The organism is Sediminibacterium sp. C3 (assembly GCF_000508085.1).
GTDB lineage: Bacteria > Bacteroidota > Bacteroidia > Chitinophagales > Chitinophagaceae > Sediminibacterium.
The window spans coordinates 268,547-284,671 of record NZ_KI669560.1; the positions used below are offsets into that span (position 1 = coordinate 268,547).

At 41.2% G+C, this 16,125-nt stretch carries 19 protein-coding genes; 5 read left to right on the forward strand and 14 right to left on the reverse strand.

What is annotated here, in order from left to right; genetic code table 11:
* Window positions 1-15 precede the first annotated feature (15 nt).
* Both F777_RS0101250 and F777_RS0101255 read left to right on the forward strand, forming a co-directional pair.
* A complete protein-coding gene (locus F777_RS0101250; protein ID WP_026750455.1) occupies window positions 16-1,023 on the forward strand; it encodes a fumarylacetoacetate hydrolase family protein in 1,008 nt (335 codons plus the stop codon).
* A gap of 9 nt (window positions 1,024-1,032) precedes the next feature.
* Window positions 1,033-1,923 carry a flavin reductase family protein gene (locus tag F777_RS0101255; protein WP_026750456.1) on the forward strand — a complete coding sequence of 297 codons (891 nt, stop codon included), beginning with the start codon at window positions 1,033-1,035 and terminating at the stop codon, window positions 1,921-1,923.
* 16 nt (window positions 1,924-1,939) lie between these two features.
* Here F777_RS0101255 and F777_RS17740 read toward each other — a convergent pair whose 3' ends face one another.
* The 4 genes from F777_RS17740 to F777_RS0101270 form a co-directional block, all read right to left on the reverse strand.
* Window positions 1,940-2,329 (reverse strand): helix-turn-helix domain-containing protein, encoded by a 390-nt coding sequence (locus tag F777_RS17740; protein WP_051408346.1) that lies wholly within the window; start codon window positions 2,327-2,329, stop codon window positions 1,940-1,942.
* A complete protein-coding gene (locus tag F777_RS17745) occupies window positions 2,296-2,784 on the reverse strand; it encodes a DUF6597 domain-containing transcriptional factor (RefSeq protein WP_051408347.1) in 489 nt (162 codons plus the stop codon). The genes F777_RS17740 and F777_RS17745 overlap by 34 nt, the downstream gene beginning before the upstream one ends.
* A gap of 22 nt (window positions 2,785-2,806) precedes the next feature.
* Window positions 2,807-3,364 (reverse strand): cupin domain-containing protein, encoded by a 558-nt coding sequence (locus F777_RS0101265; RefSeq protein WP_026750457.1) that lies wholly within the window; start codon window positions 3,362-3,364, stop codon window positions 2,807-2,809.
* Between the two features lie 64 nt (window positions 3,365-3,428).
* Entirely contained in the window at window positions 3,429-4,127 is a 699-nt protein-coding gene (locus F777_RS0101270) for an SDR family oxidoreductase (protein WP_026750458.1), read from the reverse strand.
* A gap of 25 nt (window positions 4,128-4,152) precedes the next feature.
* Here F777_RS0101270 and F777_RS0101275 point away from each other — a divergent pair, with 25 nt between their 5' ends.
* Window positions 4,153-4,848 (forward strand): YjjG family noncanonical pyrimidine nucleotidase, encoded by a 696-nt coding sequence (locus F777_RS0101275; RefSeq protein WP_026750459.1) that lies wholly within the window; start codon window positions 4,153-4,155, stop codon window positions 4,846-4,848.
* 96 nt (window positions 4,849-4,944) lie between these two features.
* Here the strand turns inward: F777_RS0101275 and F777_RS0101280 are convergent, their stop codons facing one another.
* From F777_RS0101280 to F777_RS17090, 5 genes are all read right to left on the reverse strand, one after another.
* On the reverse strand, window positions 4,945-5,151 hold the full coding sequence (locus tag F777_RS0101280; protein WP_026764736.1) for a hypothetical protein: 207 nt from the start codon (window positions 5,149-5,151) through the stop codon (window positions 4,945-4,947).
* 85 nt (window positions 5,152-5,236) lie between these two features.
* Window positions 5,237-5,893, reverse strand: a complete 657-nt coding sequence (locus tag F777_RS0101285) for a phosphatidylserine decarboxylase family protein (protein ID WP_026750461.1) — start codon at window positions 5,891-5,893, stop codon at window positions 5,237-5,239.
* A 47-nt stretch (window positions 5,894-5,940) separates the two neighbouring features.
* Entirely contained in the window at window positions 5,941-6,801 is an 861-nt protein-coding gene (locus F777_RS0101290; RefSeq protein WP_026750462.1) for a phosphatidate cytidylyltransferase, read from the reverse strand.
* A gap of 27 nt (window positions 6,802-6,828) precedes the next feature.
* Complete coding sequence (locus F777_RS15265) at window positions 6,829-7,035, reverse strand: putative signal transducing protein (RefSeq protein ID WP_037369011.1); 207 nt, start codon at window positions 7,033-7,035, stop codon at window positions 6,829-6,831.
* The gene (locus F777_RS17090) at window positions 7,019-7,948 is read right to left on the reverse strand and encodes a CPBP family intramembrane glutamic endopeptidase (protein ID WP_152530825.1); all 930 of its coding nucleotides are present in this window, start codon (window positions 7,946-7,948) and stop codon (window positions 7,019-7,021) included. Before F777_RS17090 ends, F777_RS15265 begins: the two co-directional genes overlap by 17 nt.
* 81 nt (window positions 7,949-8,029) lie before the next feature.
* On the opposite strand from F777_RS17090, the gene dusB reads away from it, so the two are divergent.
* Complete coding sequence (dusB, locus tag F777_RS0101305) at window positions 8,030-9,070, forward strand: tRNA dihydrouridine synthase DusB (protein ID WP_026750464.1); 1,041 nt, start codon at window positions 8,030-8,032, stop codon at window positions 9,068-9,070.
* On the opposite strand, the gene F777_RS0101310 is transcribed toward dusB, so the two are convergent.
* The gene (locus F777_RS0101310) at window positions 9,035-9,706 is read right to left on the reverse strand and encodes a glutathione peroxidase (RefSeq protein WP_201767552.1); all 672 of its coding nucleotides are present in this window, start codon (window positions 9,704-9,706) and stop codon (window positions 9,035-9,037) included. The genes dusB and F777_RS0101310 overlap by 36 nt on opposite strands.
* Before the next feature lie 31 nt (window positions 9,707-9,737).
* Window positions 9,738-11,114: an aldehyde dehydrogenase gene (locus F777_RS0101315; RefSeq protein WP_026750466.1), complete on the reverse strand. Its 1,377-nt coding sequence runs from the start codon at window positions 11,112-11,114 to the stop codon at window positions 9,738-9,740.
* Between the two features lie 125 nt (window positions 11,115-11,239).
* On the opposite strand from F777_RS0101315, the gene F777_RS0101320 reads away from it, so the two are divergent.
* Window positions 11,240-12,697 carry a Gfo/Idh/MocA family protein gene (locus F777_RS0101320; protein WP_026750467.1) on the forward strand — a complete coding sequence of 486 codons (1,458 nt, stop codon included), beginning with the start codon at window positions 11,240-11,242 and terminating at the stop codon, window positions 12,695-12,697.
* Window positions 12,698-12,867: 170 nt separating this feature from the next.
* On the opposite strand, the gene F777_RS0101325 is transcribed toward F777_RS0101320, so the two are convergent.
* The 3 genes from F777_RS0101325 to F777_RS0101335 all read right to left on the reverse strand — a co-directional run bounded on the left by F777_RS0101325 (window position 12,868) and on the right by F777_RS0101335 (window position 16,091).
* The gene (locus F777_RS0101325; RefSeq protein WP_026750468.1) at window positions 12,868-13,737 is read right to left on the reverse strand and encodes a TIM barrel protein; all 870 of its coding nucleotides are present in this window, start codon (window positions 13,735-13,737) and stop codon (window positions 12,868-12,870) included.
* Window positions 13,738-13,820: 83 nt separating this feature from the next.
* Entirely contained in the window at window positions 13,821-14,390 is a 570-nt protein-coding gene (locus tag F777_RS0101330) for a gluconate 2-dehydrogenase subunit 3 family protein (protein WP_369791986.1), read from the reverse strand.
* A 21-nt stretch (window positions 14,391-14,411) separates the two neighbouring features.
* Entirely contained in the window at window positions 14,412-16,091 is a 1,680-nt protein-coding gene (locus tag F777_RS0101335; RefSeq protein WP_026750470.1) for a GMC oxidoreductase, read from the reverse strand.
* Window positions 16,092-16,125: the final 34 nt, after the last annotated feature.

Consider the following 16,125-nt stretch of genomic DNA (forward strand, 5'->3'; position numbering starts at 1 on the left):
CCAAATTGAAAGTGCATGAAGCTTGTTTCTTATTTATCCAACGGACACGATCAACTGGCTTTTTTAGTTGATGGTTTGTTATTCGACTGTGATGCTATGCATCCGGAATTACCCAATAGCATGAATATGTTTCTGCATTACTGGGACGATATGTTTCCGATTGCACAGCAAACAGAAGCCGCTATTAAATCGGGCCGTTTAAGCAAAGACAGGGGTTTGCCGATTGAAGAAGCAATGTTGTTGGCCCCGGTACCTTTTCCTACTTCCTGCAGAGACGGTTATGCATTCAGACAACACGTTGCAGCTGCCAGAAGAAACAGAAAAGTAGACATGATTCCCGAGTTTGATCAATACCCTATTTTTTATTTTACCAATCACCATAGTATCCAGGGGCCCGGCGATATTGTTTGCATGCCGGATCATTTTGAAAAACTGGATTTTGAACTGGAAGCAGCCATTGTTATCTGCAGAAACGGAAGAAATATAAGAGCAGAGCATGCAGATCAATATATTGGTGGCTTGATGATCATGAACGATATGAGTGCCAGAAAACTGCAGATGGAAGAAATGCTTTTGAATCTGGGACCTGCCAAAGGAAAGGATTTTTCAACGGTTATTGGACCTTGTTTGGTTACCCTGGACGAATTGGAACAATTTGAAATTCCTGCTAAAGAAGGACATGTGGGCAAATGCTGGAATCTACCAATGAAATGCTGGGTGAATGGGGTGCAAGTGAGCGAAGGAAATGTGGGAGATATGGACTGGACTTTTGCAGAAATTATTGAACGTTGCTCTTATGGGGTTAATATACAGGCAGGCGATGTAATTGGAAGCGGCACTGTGGGTACCGGCTGCTTTCTGGAATTGAACGGAACAGGAAAATTAAATGATCCCAATTACGTTGAACAATGGTTGCAGCCAGGAGATATTGTGGAAATGGAGATAGCAGGACTGGAAAGATTAAGCAATACCATTGTGAAAGATGAAGATGGTTTTTCAATTTTAGCAAAGAAGAAAATTTAAATTAAGGGTATGAAAATTGAATTGGCTGAGTTACCCATTATGCAAAGACAGGCCTGGTTGCAGCATGCCATTGCCCCAAGACCTATTTGTTTTGCCAGTACAATCGACAGGCAGGGCAATGTGAATCTTAGTCCATTTAGTTTTTTCAATCTCTTTTCAACCAATCCTCCTATTGTTATATTTTCTCCTGCAAGAAGAGGCAGAAACAATACCACTAAACATACACTGGAAAATGTGCTGGAAGTACCTGAATGTGTAATAAACATTGTAGACTATAGCATGGTGCAGCAAATGAGTTTATCCAGCTGCGAGTTTCCGAAGGGCGTAGATGAATTTGTAAAAGCCGGCTTTGCTAAAGAACCTGCCAGCATGGTAAAGCCACCAATGGTAAAAGAAGCCAAAATAAAACTGGAGTGCAAAATCAACGAAGTAAAAAGTTTGGGGGAAGAAGGAGGAGCAGGACAATTGGTAATTGCCGAAGTACTATGCATGCATATTGACGATAGCATCTTAAATGAAGCAGGCAATATGATAGATCAGACCAAACTGGAACTGGTAGCCCGCTTGGGAGGAGACTGGTATTGCAAAGTGAGCACCGACAACCTTTTTAAAGTAGCCAAACCCAATACTGCACTAGGCATTGGAATTGATGCTTTACCCGACAGCATTAAGAACAGCAGTTTCTTAACAGGAAATCACTTGGGACAATTAGCGAATGTGCATGAATTGCCTTCGATTGATCCTGCTTTTTCAGATGACCGACTGAAAAATATTATTCAGTATTACGGCCTTACCCCTAATGAAATGGAACAGGAACTGCACAAGTATGCAGCTGAATTACTCAACCAGGAAAAAGTACAGGAAGCCTGGCAGATACTGCTTTCGGGCACTTTTGATTAGTATTACCGAAGCTACTTTATTCTCCTTTATAGAACCCCTCGTTTAAACCAAATATTCGCTCTGGCGCTTGTTCTTCTATCAGGTGAAATTGTGTGGGCGATAAGCCTGTAAAATCTTTGTAATCCTTTGCCAGATGCTGGTAATCATGATAGTCGCACTCTAAAGCAATGCGAAGCCATTCCATATCAGGACAGGAATTTTTCTGGCGAAATGCATGATCAAACCGAATAACGCGCATAAATAACTTTGGACTCACTCCTGTCCGTTCTTTAAACTTTCTTTCCAGTTGACGAATACTATAACAGGCTTGCCTTGCAATCCAGTCAATGGTAAAAGGATTCGCTCTATTCAAAAGTTGCAACCAAATAGCATCTATCGGCTGAATTGTTGCTTTTGATTTTGCCAAAAGGTTCTGATAAACTGATTTCCGATTGCAATCATTGCGGCATAATCAGGTGCTTCAAATAATTGTTCATTGATATGATGTACCTGATTCCCAAAAACAAGTGAAGCATCCAGATACTCATTCACCAATTCATTGGAAGGAATACCAGTCAGTTGATATATGGCACCGGGTAAAAAGACAATTTGAAAAACAAGAAACCGATGGCCAATCATCCGATTGGTAACTTCTGTAAACTGTCCATAGAAAACAACGGGCAAATTACTCACCGTTTTTCTGCTAGTTGCATAATGCACTGTCTCTCTGTCATAGGGATAGAATGCCAGACATTGTTCCGGTCTGGGAGGATAGGCTTTACAGGGTATTTCTTCTTCTCTGGAAAATTCCAAATGAACAATCCTGAAAAGTTGTACAAAAGACTGTACATCCGGTGCCGGAAGAAAATCCTTTAATATCATGCTTATTCAATTTACAACTAAATCATAAACTCAAAGGCGGACCAACTACTTTCATGCCATGTGCTTTATGAATGGCATCCATTTCTTCAGGTGTTGGTTTAGATTTCATATTATTCATCAGGCTAAAAAACTCTTCCATTTTACCTGCTGGCTGCAGCATGTAAATCATTCTGCCCAAGTCGGTTAGCTGAATCCAGGTATGCGGAATATTTCTGGGTAAAAAAATGGTCTGACCAGCAGTTAATACATGGGTTTCATCTCCTACCACAAAACGATAAGTTCCATCAATAACTGTAAAAATTTCATCCTGCTCCAGATGCACATGCAACATAGGACCTACTTTGGCCGTACCAACATAATCAAATACAGACAACTGTCCATTGGTGTCTTTAGAAGATATTTTTAAATCATTGGGATGAACACCCAAAAACTTCACTACTTCGCCAAACCTGGATTTTCCGGCATCAACAATAAATGGTTTGGGGTTTTTGCCAGAGGATTTCTGCGCTACAAGGTTTCCCATGATGGCAATAGAAGGAATTAATAAAGCAGACTTGGAAAAAAATTCATTGCGTTTCATACTTCAGATTTTCTCCAAAACTCCAACTCAACCCCTATGCATTAGTGGTAAAAAAACGACAATTTTATAAATCGCCCAACTGAGGGCGCATCACAATGTCTTCTATAACCGCCATCGGCGAAAGTTTTGATGCTGCATAAATCATTTCAGCTACATCATTTACTTCCATGATTCGCTTAGGGTCTATATCAAACCCATCCCAGCTGGCACTGAGTGTAGCTCCGGGCATTACTGCAGTAACTTTAATTCCCTTGGGTTTCAGCTCCTCCCGAAGATTTTTACTAAACCCTAATAGGGCAAATTTAGAAATGCTATAACTGCCCCCATTGGCATAAGCATGTAAAGAAGCAATGGAACAAATATTAAAAATATGTCCCGATGCGTGTTGAATCATCGCTGGCAAAATGGCTCTTGTTAAATGATAGGCACTGTACAAGTTGGTTTCAATCATTTGTTCAAGAATGCCATCTGCTTCGTCGTGAATACTGCCAGGTACAAACTGTCCTGCATTGTTTACCAGTATATCCGGTGTGCCCTGTTGCAGACACCAGGCTGCAAATTCGAGAACCGATTGTTTATTGGCCATATCACAGGCTTTCCCTTTAATAACACTACCGGGAAATTTCGTCTGCAGTTCGTTCACCGCATCGTACAAAGACTTCTCGCCTCTGCTGCAGATAAGAATGGTATTGCCTTCTGCTGCAAATTTTTCCGCAATGGCTCTGCCAATTCCTTTGGAAGCTCCTGTTACAATGATATTCATCTGCTAAAGTTACTAACTTTACCCCATGCAATACCAGCACTTGTTTTTCGATTTAGACCATACCCTTTGGGATTTTGACACCAATTCAAAAGAAGCTTTACAGGACCTTTATCAGATTCATCAGTTGAATGAAAAGGGCATTTCCGACTTTGATGTATTTTTTGAACGATACAGTTTTCACAACCATCTTTTATGGGAACGTTACGCAAAGGGTTTAATTAAACAGGATGAGTTAAGATGGAAAAGAATGTACCTGGCCATGCTGGATTTTAAACTGGCCAATGAAAAATTGGCACGCTCCATGGGCATTGACTTTCTGGATATTCTACCCAACAAAAACAAAGTATTTCCGTATACACATGAAATACTGGAATACTTAACCAATAAGGGATACGTCTTGCATCTTATCACCAATGGTTTCGAAAAAGTACAACAGCATAAATTAATACAAAGCAATATGGCTCATTACTTCAATGAAATGATTACTTCTGAAGTAAGTAATAGCCTGAAACCCCATAAAGAAATATTTGACTTTGCCCTTAATAAAACAGGAGCGCTTCCCAAACACAGCATCATGATTGGAGACAATTTGGATGCAGATATTCAGGGGGGGATTAATGCTGGCTTAGATACGGTATTCGTAAATCATCTCAATACCATGCCACATATTCAACCTACTTATACGGTGTATCATTTACAGGAGCTTGAGCAAATCTTCTAGCAATACGGAGATCCGTTTTGTACAAATTCAAAATCCTGGAAAAAAAAACCCGTACTGATATTATCAGGACGGGTACGTAACAATTGGGGGGATTGATTAAGCTTTCTTAGTTGCGGGTGCTGGTTTTTTTGCAGCATCTTTCTTGCAACAATCTTTCATTTCTTTGCCTTTCATATCGCATTTCATTTCTTTACCGTCTTTTGCACACTCCTTACCTTTTGCACATTTTTTTCCATCACCATGAGCCAAAGCAACACCAGTGAAAAGGGTAGCAGAAATTGCGAATAGGAATAATTTTTTCATATGATTTGTTTTTAATTGATGTATTAAAAATACTGCTTTTGTTGAATTTTTCTGCAGAAAACTTGTTAATTTCTTAACCTGTTGATTACCAGCTGGCAAGCACAGTAACACCGCCTTTTACCACCTGATTCAGTGCAACTTCAACTTTGGTACCTACTGGTAAAAGCACATCTACCCTGCTTCCGAACTTAATAAAACCATATTCGTCACATTGCTTTGCAGTTTCACCTACAACAGAATAATTACAAATTCTTTTTGCCAAAGCACCGGCGATTTGTTTAAATAAAATTTCTCCGTGTGTGTTCTTCACTGCCACACTCCATCTTTCGTTTTCTGTGGAAGATTTAGGATGCCAGGCCACCAGGTACTTTCCTTTATGATATTGGTTATAAGTTACTTCCCCGCTCATGGGATAACGATTCACGTGCACATTGGCAGGACTCATGAAAATGCTTACCTGAATTCGCTTGTCTTTAAAATATTCTGCATCGGTGATTTCTTCAATTACCACCACTTTGCCATCTGCAGGACAAACAATTTTATTATCGTCAATGGTATGAACCCTGTTAGGAATTCTGAAAAAAGAAATTATAAAAAGAAACAGTGCCAGGGTTACTACAAAAACGATAGTAGCTACTGTTGGCAAACTAGCACTCAGGAAACCAAACGACAACAAATTAATACCTCCAAAAAGTAAGGCAGTAATGGCGATGGTTTTAAATCCTTCCCGATGTATGGTCATATTATCAATGAATTAATGTGCAAATGTAGGGCGCAGAGAACTTACTCTTAGAAAAAAAGAAATAAAACCACCCAAACTGCCGGAATCGCAATCAGCAAAGAGTCAAAACGATCCAGAAATCCCCCATGTCCGGGCATAAAATTTCCGCTGTCTTTTACCCCTGCCGTTCTTTTAATTTTACTTTCCAGCAAATCTCCCAAGGTACCTGCTATGGCGGAGGTTAGCGAAACAGCCATCAGGGTTTTCAGCGGTAAGCCCCAGATATAATGGCCAGCCAGGGTTACTGCTATAACAGCCAGTACCGCTCCCCCATAAGTTCCCTCCTTGGTTTTCTTGGGACTGATTGGGCTTAGGGGTGTTTTCCCTATTAACGAGCCCACCAGATAGGCCATGGTATCATTGATCCAGATAGAAGCGATAATGGTCATGGGCAAAACCCAGTGCGGCCCTTTAAAAAACTGAATGCTATGATCGTACAAATCAATCATCATGGCAATAGGTATAGTAATATACAGTATGCCCGATGTTGCATATAAACTTACCGGATAACCCAGTTTGGTTCTATAAAATAATAAGGTAATCAACGATACAATAACCAGAATATACACAACAACGGTTGCCCAATACCAGAGCGGTAAAGCCTGGTATAGTGTACCCTTCCCCGCTATCACCAGTAGCACCCAGATACTTCCGATAATATTCTGAGACTTGAATATCATGGGAGCGCCTGCATAAGTAGCGTTTATCTTCCCCATAAGCTGATGAAATTCTACCAGGCAACCTACCATGATAACCCCAAACAAGCCTAAGAAACTCCATTGGTTGTAAAAAAGACCAGCACACATCACCAAAACAAAAACAACTGCAGTGAGGGCCCTGGTTTTTAAAGTCTGTAGGTTTAATGCCATAATAAAGCGAAGATAAGCATCGCGGATTTATTGGCTGAAAGTCTGTTGTATTAACTGTAAGGAGGTTTCCTTTAAATGGAAGGGGACATAAATTTCAATCTCTCCAAAAACAGGGTAGCTACTGTCCTGTTTATTCAATTGTTGCACAGGTATCTGATTTTCAGACAACATTCCATACACGATACTGGCTTCTGCAAGACTTTTAGTTGCAAATACTTTAGTCCACTGATTCATTGGCAACAACTTGGGGTTCTTTAAGAAAATAGGTACTGGCTTCTTTTTTCATAAAAATAATGGCAGGTACCACTATCATCAACCCAATCAGTCCATACCAGACTGGCATGGATTCTTCAATGGCTTCCTTGATGGGTTTACCCGCTTTGGTATACATGAATATTTGAATTACTACTACTGCATTGTTCAGGAAATGCATGAGAATCGCCAGCCATATATTGCCACTATAATGATAAATCAATCCCAGTATAACACCCAATGCTACCCTGGGTAAAAAACCAAAATAGGAAGCATGGATGGCGCTGAATAAAATAGATGCAATTAAAATTCCGAGGAAAGCATTCCTGGTTAAGCCCACTAGGATTCTTTGGAGACCTGAACGAAACAGCACTTCTTCAAAAATGGCAGGGGCTACCGCAATCACCAATAAACCTAGCAATAAATCCCAAACATCTTTCATATTCGCCAGCGACAACATGGTCTTAATATAATCGTCCTCCATTTGTCTGGCTTTGGCTAAAAAAGAAGCCGGCATAGGAATCATTTCATTGATTTCTGCCAGAGAACCACTGATAAAAAGGGCACCAAATGCAATGGTGCCAACAGCTGCTACTTGCTTAATGGTTAAATTACTATTGAATCCCAGTTCCTGCATGGGAGTTTTGGATGCAATTCTGGCAACCGCCCAGGAGGGAATAAAAAAAGCCAGAAAAGTAGCAAAAGCATTGGCAAAACGTGAAAATTGAACGTTTTCAGGTTTTAATAAGGCGTCTCCCGCCTGCAACAGGGGCACATTGAGTACCAGGGAACTTAACCAGCTCAGGAGCAATCCACTTACAATTAAACTCACTCCTAAAAAGCCCAACAACATGCCTAACTGGCTGGAATATGCAACAACTGGTCTCTGATTCATTAAAATGCGTAATAAGATTGTAAATTTGCCATTCCTTTTTTCATTCACCAACTAAATAATGATAAAAGGATCATCTGCAATATGGTAAAAATAGATCAAATAGAACTACCCGATTTCCCTTTATTACTGGCTCCCATGGAAGATGTAAGCGATCCTCCGTTCAGGGCGGTATGTAAAGACAATGGAGCCGACCTGATGTACACAGAATTCATCAGCAGTGAGGGTTTAATCAGAGATGCCATTAAAAGCAGACAGAAGCTCGACATATTCGAATACGAACGTCCAGTGGGCATACAGATTTTTGGAGGAGACGAAGAAGCCCTATCCCTGAGTGCCAAAATTGTAGAAACGGTAAACCCTGATTTGCTAGATATCAACTTCGGTTGCCCGGTAAAAAAAGTGGCATTAAGAGGAGCAGGTGCTGGTGTTTTAAAAGATATTGACCTGATGGTTCGCTTAACAGAAGCTACGGTAAAAAGCACCAAACTTCCGGTTACTGTTAAAACCAGACTGGGATGGGACGATCAGAGCAAGAATATAGAAGAAGTGGCAGAAAGACTACAGGATGTAGGCATCAAAGCGCTGGCGATTCACGGAAGAACAAGGGCGCAGATGTATAAGGGTGAAGCAGACTGGACTTTGATTGGGAAAGTAAAAAACAACCCAAGAATTAAAATACCCATTTTTGGAAACGGCGATATCGACAGTCCTCAAAAAGCCAAACTATACAAAGAACGTTACGGCGTAGATGGTATCATGATTGGAAGGGCTGCGATTGGATACCCCTGGATTTTCAGAGAAATAAAACACTACCTGGCTACGGGTGAAATTTTACCTGCTCCAACATTGGCTGAAAGAATTGAAGTATGTAAAAAACATTTGCGCAAATCGGTTGAATGGAAGGGACCCAAAGTGGGCATCTTTGAAATGCGCAGACATTATACCAACTATCTGAAAGGATTACCGGGCATTAAAGACTACAGGGCCAGACTGGTAACCTTAATGGAGCCAGCTGAAATAGAAGGGGTATTAGACGAAGTAACTGCCAACTACACTGGATATGAGTTTGAAAGAACTCCCATTGAACTAATCGACTACCACCAGAAATGTCCCATTAACTAGTGACATGTTTTTGGGTGAAACCCACTGTGAATAGTAAGCCATCAGGATACCTTTTTCATCAATAAGATATTTAGAAAAGTTCCAGTCGGGTTCATTTTCGCACCAACCATTTTTCGCTGGGTTGGTGAGCCATTGATAAACCGGAAGTTGCTCGGCACCTTTAATCACCTGTCCTTTTTTCATCAGTTGAAAACTAACTCCGTAATTTACTTTACAGAAAGCGGCTATGTCTTCATCTGATTTTTTTTCCTGCCCTTTAAAATCATTCGCAGGAAAACCAAGAATCACCAGGCGATCGCCATATTTTTTGTGCAATGCTTCCAGTTCTTCATATTGACCAGTGTACCCACAATCACTCGCTGTGTTAACCAACAAAACCTTCTTGCCTCTTAAGTCACTGAAATGAAGCGTATCCCCGTTGTTTTTTATGGCAGACAATTCATAAAAAGTTTCCCGAGGTTTGATGGCTCTTTCGTTAACCAGCATAGTCTTACTGGACTTCCCGGTAAGCTTCCCAAAAAACATAATAATTGGGTAAGCCTTTTTCATGATTGATTGTCTCCAGGTCATATCGGGATCTTTTATTAGAAAAGCTGCAACACCAAATACTACAGCCAACAGAATTAGTTTTCTCATATACGTTTTTGAAAGGTAAAAAGTTCAGGGCTTAGCCAATTAGCCACTTTAATAATTTCAGCTTGCCGGTGAAGGGAGGATACTTCAGAGAAGGATCAAACCAGGTTGGCGTTTTCATCACGGATTTTTTATGACTGAAAGTATCAAAGCTTTGTTTTCCATGATAAGCACCTGTGCCACTGAAACCTCTTCCACCAAAAGGCAGATGGGGATTGGTTAAATGCAGGCTGGCTGTATTAACACAAGCCCCTCCGGATGGAACCGCTTCTAACCATGCTTTTTCTTTTTCAGCGTTTCCGGTGAATACATAGAAAGCAAGTGGATTAGGGTTTCTTTTAATAATGGCTGTGGCTTCTTCTAGTGTAGAGAAAGTAAGAATGGGCAATACAGGTCCAAAAATTTCGTCGCGCATAATATTGGAATCAACCGAAACGCCATCGAGTAAAGTGGGTTCAATATACAAATTGGCTGCATCGTAGTTACCACCATACACAATAGTGCCATCCGATAAATAAGAGACAATTCTGTTGAATTGTTTCTGGTTAATGATACGGCCATATGCATCAGAATCCGCGGCATTGGATCCATAAAACTGAGGGATGTATTTTTTGAGTGCCTCAATTAATTCAACACGCTTTGATTCATGTACCAATACATAATCGGGTGCCACACACATTTGACCAGCATTGGAAAACTTCGGCATGGCAATGCGCTTGGCAGCAACAGAAATATTGGCATCTGCCTCCACTACACAAGGACTTTTGCCCCCTAATTCCAGGGTAACAGGCACCAGATTTTCAGCCGCCATTTTGTAAATGATTTTTCCAACGGATGTGCTGCCCGTATAAAAAACATGATCGAATACAAACTGATTCATCATAGCAGGTATAACCGTTGCCCCATCCCCTTTTACATAGAGTACCTGCTCCGGAGGAAATACATCCAGGATAATTTTTTCCATCACTGCTTCTGTGGCGGGAGCAAACTCGCTGGGTTTCAAAACCACTGTATTACCTGCTGCAATGGCTCCCATCAAAGGTGTAAACAACAACTGGAAAGGATAGTTCCAAGGACCAATCACCAGCACAACACCCAGTGGTTCCCTGAGAATAGAAGAACTGGAAGGCAGGTTCAGCAAATTGGTAGCAACTGGTTCCGCATCCATCCAGGAAGACAAATGCTTGATTGTTTCTTTTAACTCAGTCAGAAAAAAACCATTCTCTGTAACCCAGGTTTCTTCCCGGCTTTTATGCAGGTCTTTATAAAGTGCATCATAGATTTCCTCTTCATGTGCTTCCACTGCTTTTTTCAACAACAATAACTGCTGCTTTCGAAAAGCATAAGGCCTGGTGGCTCCTGATTCAAAAAACTGTCTTTGCTGCTGCAATTGATCAATAAGCGCTTGCATTTGTCCGATATTTTAGCTTAACAAGTTAAGAAAATTAGGGGGTAAGATTGAACTGAATCCATGCATCATTTTTCATCCACTTGTTTTATAAAAAACAGTATATTCATAGTTCACAATTGCGCTATATGAAAAAGAAAGAAAATCCAGAAAAACAATCAGCTCAAACCAATTCCCGGCGTTCCTTCCTAAGGAATGCGAGCCTTGCTGCAGCAGGGTTTTACATTGTACCCCGTCATGTATTAGGACGAGGTTTTATTGCACCCAGTGATAAGCTCCAGATTGCAGGTATTGGTGCAGGAGGAAAAGGGGAAAGCGATTTGTGGAGTTTCTACAATAGCGGAAAAGCAGATATTGCTTTCTTATGTGATGTAGACGACAGACAGTCTAAAAAAAGCAGGGAGCGTTATCCTAAAGCGAAGTACTACAAGGACTATCGCGAAATGTTAGACAAGGAACACAAATACATTGATGCAGTATCTGTTTCAACACCCGACCATATGCACGCCATTCAAGGACTGGCTGCCATGCAGCTGAAAAAGCATGTATATATTCAAAAGCCATTATCGCATAATATTTCTGAAGCAAGAGAATTAACAGAAGCTGCTCATAAATACAAAGTGGTAACACAAATGGGTAACCAGGGGGCCAGTGGCGATGGCGTAAGAAAACTGATTGACTGGTACAATGCTGGTTTAATTGGCGATGTACATACTATTTACTGTTACACAGACCGACCCGTTTGGCCACAAGGAGTGGGTTGGCCTACCACGAAAGGAACCGTTCCGGAAGGATTGGATTGGAACCTTTGGCAAGGCGTTGCGCCAGCTAAAGACTATGTAGATGGCTTATTACCATTTAACTGGAGAGGCTGGTGGGATTATGGTACCGGTGCATTGGGTGATATGGCTTGTCATATTATGGCCCCTGCATTTGCCGTATTGGGATTGGGGTATCCTGTATCTGCTGAATGTAGTGTAGCTACCCGTTACCTGCAACCATGGACCCGTGCTTATTATCCTGAAAGCTGTCCAACCGCTTCACATATTATTCTAACCTTTAAAGGACAAAACGGTAAGCCCGATGTAAAACTTCACTGGATGGATGGTGGCATTCAACCCGCACGTCCAGAGGAACTAGGTCCTAATGAAATTATGGGTGATGGTGGCAACGGTGCCATCTTTGAAGGAACCAAGGGTAAAATGATCTGTGGCACATATGGTGCACTACCTAACTTATTACCTACTTCCAAGAGCAAGGAATACGACAATGTACCGCAAACCATTAAGCGTGTACCCAAAGGAGACAATGGTCACTACGCTGCATGGGTAGAAGCTGCTATTGCCGGATATGGTTCTGCTCAGGCAAAAGAACTCAGCTCTAACTTCGACATTGCCGGTCCTTTAACGGAGAGTGTGTTAATGGGTAACCTTGCCATCAGAAGTTTCGATATTCAGAAGAAGGTAGGCGGCAGAGTTTCTTATCCAGGCAGAAATATCAAATTGCTTTGGGATGGTCCAAATATGAAGATCACCAACTTCGACGAAGCCAATCAATTTGTAAGAAAGGAATACAGAACTTTCTAAATCTTATAAAAAATACTGAAGAAAAGACCCGCTTTGAAAATTCTCAGAGCGGGTCTTTATTTTAAAGCACAATATTCAATTTTAGTAAAACAGCAAAACAACAACATCAAAAAAAATGGGCTAGCTAAAAGCTAACCCAACTCAATATCACTTAAAAATCCAAATGGATTCTAAATAGAAAAATCCTTCATATAAGCAGCATTCTTCTCTGCACTCTCTAAAGGATTGGTGCCTGTGAATGCTTCTTGTTCTACAATATGGTGCTTCATGCCATATTTCTGCATTTGACCCAGTATCTTTTTAAAGTCGATATCACCTTTGCCAATCTGGCAAGACTCAATACCCTTTGCGGTTTTAGTCTGGTCTTTTACATGACATAGTCTAAAGCGATTCGGATATTTTTTAGCCCAGGCAACCGGATCTTCTTTGGCTGCTACCACCCAGTAGATATCCATTTCATAATCAACAAGGCCGGCATCGGTACCTTCCATCATAACCGTCTGAGGAACCAGGCCATCTAAAACTTTAAAAGAATAATCGTGATTATGATAAGCAAAACGAATTCCGTTTTTCTTGCAAATTTCACCACTCTTATTAAACTCATCGTTGAAGCGCTTGAAATTCTCAATAGACTTCTGAGGTCCTTTGTATGGACAAATTAAATACTCAACACCTACTTCTGCAGCTTCAGCGGCTTTGCGTTCAAAGTCAACGGTATTGTTGCTATGCGCAGAAACAAGTTTCATACCCAAATCGTCCATGTATTTTTTGAACTCCGTATTTTTCCAGCCCCAGAAAAATCCTTTGGGGCCTTCAAAACTTTCAATCTGCTTATATCCATAGGAAGAAAGTTTGGCCAAAGTGCCTTTGGCGTCTTTCATCATATCTTCTTTTACTGTCCATAACTGTAAACCAAAGGCAGGAAGCTTTTTGGTTTCACCAAAGCTGGAAAGAAAATTGGCTTTACCGGCAAATGGCAAACTCAATCCTGCTGCCGCAAGGCCCGCAGTCTTTAAAAAATCTCTTCTTTTATTACTCATACAATTGTATTGAAGGCGTGTATCAATTTAAATCAAATGCTGTGCCATATTGCTTTACAGCCTTGTGCACTTTATTTATACTACTAGGTAGCCCAGGCTTTATCGCCTTTTTTGTACTCAGTACATCCTTCAAACTTACCTGGTACTGCTACATAACGCAATACTTTGGTTGCACCTACTTCAGAAGTAAAGAAGCCCCATAGTGTAAGCTCTTTCATCATTCTGAAATAATGCGGAAGTTCTTCTGGCTTTTTCTTTTCCTGGAAAGCTTTTGCTTCGGCATCTAATTCTGTTAACAATTTAGTGCGCTCTTCAGGACTTGCTTCCATAAAGGATTTACCAATTTTTGCTTTGGCATCTTTAAACTGCAATGCAGCCATCCCTTCCATGAAAACTTTTGCTTCTGCTGGCTTGTAGCAATCTTTTACAATCACGGTCATGAACTCACCCACATTGGCTTCTTTAGCCCCAGGGGTATCTGTTTTAGGAAGAATGGTTTCAGCAACTTCATTTAAAAAAGCAATGTCTTCTGGTGTAAAAGCAACTGCATCACCAGCAGTTGATTTACAACCCGACAAAAATGCCTGAGAGCCTAAAATGGTTCCGCCCAATAATAGCGCAACACTGGATAATGCTTCTCTTCTATTCATCATGGTATAATGCGTTTAATGAGTTTATAAATTTCCTTTTTTCAATTCGCTAACAGCAAAATCAGCTGCTCTTGCAGTGAATGCCATATAAGTTAAGGATGGGTTTACACAAGCAGAAGATGTCATAAACGAACCATCGGTAACGAACACGTTAGGTGCATCCCAGATTTGATTGTGCTTGTTTACTACAGATGTCTTAGGATCAGCGCCCATTCTGGCAGTACCCATTTCATGGATACCTCTACCCAATACACCATTCGCATCGTAACCTCGTACATCTTTTACGCCTGCATTGGTTAACATTTCAATGGCATCAGCCTGCATATCCTTACGCATTTTGAGTTCGTTTTCTTTTAACTCTGCGTCAATTTTCAAGACATTCAAGCCCCACTTGTCTTTCACTGTTTTGTCAAGGGTAACAAAGTTTTTATGATCTGGCAATACCTCACCAAAGCCCATAATACCCATTGACCATCCACCTGGCTCAGAAATAGCTTCCTTGAACGCAGCACCAATGGTAGCTTCGGCCACATTGCTGCCCCATCCGCCTCTGTTACCACTTCCCTGATAACCAAAGCCTCTCAGGTAATCACGCTTATCATTACCAATATTCTGGTAACGTGGGATATAAATGCCATTGGCTCTTCTTCCAAACGTGTATTTGTCTTCGTAACCTTCTACACGTCCACCGGCACCTACGCCAAGATGGTGGTCCATAATATTATGCCCTAATTCTCCGCTGCTGCTTCCCAATCCACCTTCCCAAACATCGGTTGCAGAATTCATCAGAATCCAGGCAGAGTTTAAGGTAGAAGCATTTAAGAAAATAATTTTGGCTTTGTACTCGTAGGTCTTATTGGTTTCGGCATCCAGCACTTCTACACCGGTTGCACGCTTGGTGTCCTTATCGTATAGAATCTTGGTTACAATGCTCCAGGGTCTTAGTGTAAGGTTACCGGTCTTCATCGCAGCAGGCAAAGTAGAACTCTGCGTACTGAAATAAGCACCAAATGGACAACCTAACCAGCACTTGTTACGGAACTGACAAGCCGATCTTCCTTCAATTTCTTTTGTTAGGTTGGCAGTACGGCCAATAATCATGGCACGCTGTCCCTTGTAATATTCCTGCAAACGCTTGGCAACATCCTTTTCAACGCAGGTCATTTCCATCGGTGGCAAAAACTGTCCGTCAGGTAAAACTGCCAGTCCATCTCTATTTCCACTGATACCAGCAAAACGCTCAACATAATCGTACCAGGGCTCAATTTCTTTATAACGAACCGGCCAATCTACGGCTATCCCATCTTTTGCATTGGCTTCAAAATCTAGATCGCTCCAGCGATAGCTTTGACGCCCCCATAGCAAGGAACGCCCACCTACATGGTATCCTCTGAACCAGTCGTAACGCTTCACTTCAACATAAGGGCTCTCCTTGTCGTTTACCCACATGCCATAAGTTTGCTCATTCAAAGGATAGTCGCGATCGAGCACCGGATTCTGCGCAATCATTTCCTGAGTCTTTCTTCCGTGGTGCGGATAATCCCAGGCTTCCTTATTGGCGTTCACATAATCCTTTACGTGTTCAATGTTGCGACCTCTTTCGAGCATCAATACTTTTAAGCCTTTCTCTGTTAGCTCCTTTGCCGCCCAGCCGCCGCTGATGCCAGAGCCAATCACAATCGCGTCGAAATTTTGTTCAGCCATGTTAGATGTTTAAGCTTTGATGGTTTAAAAAAAT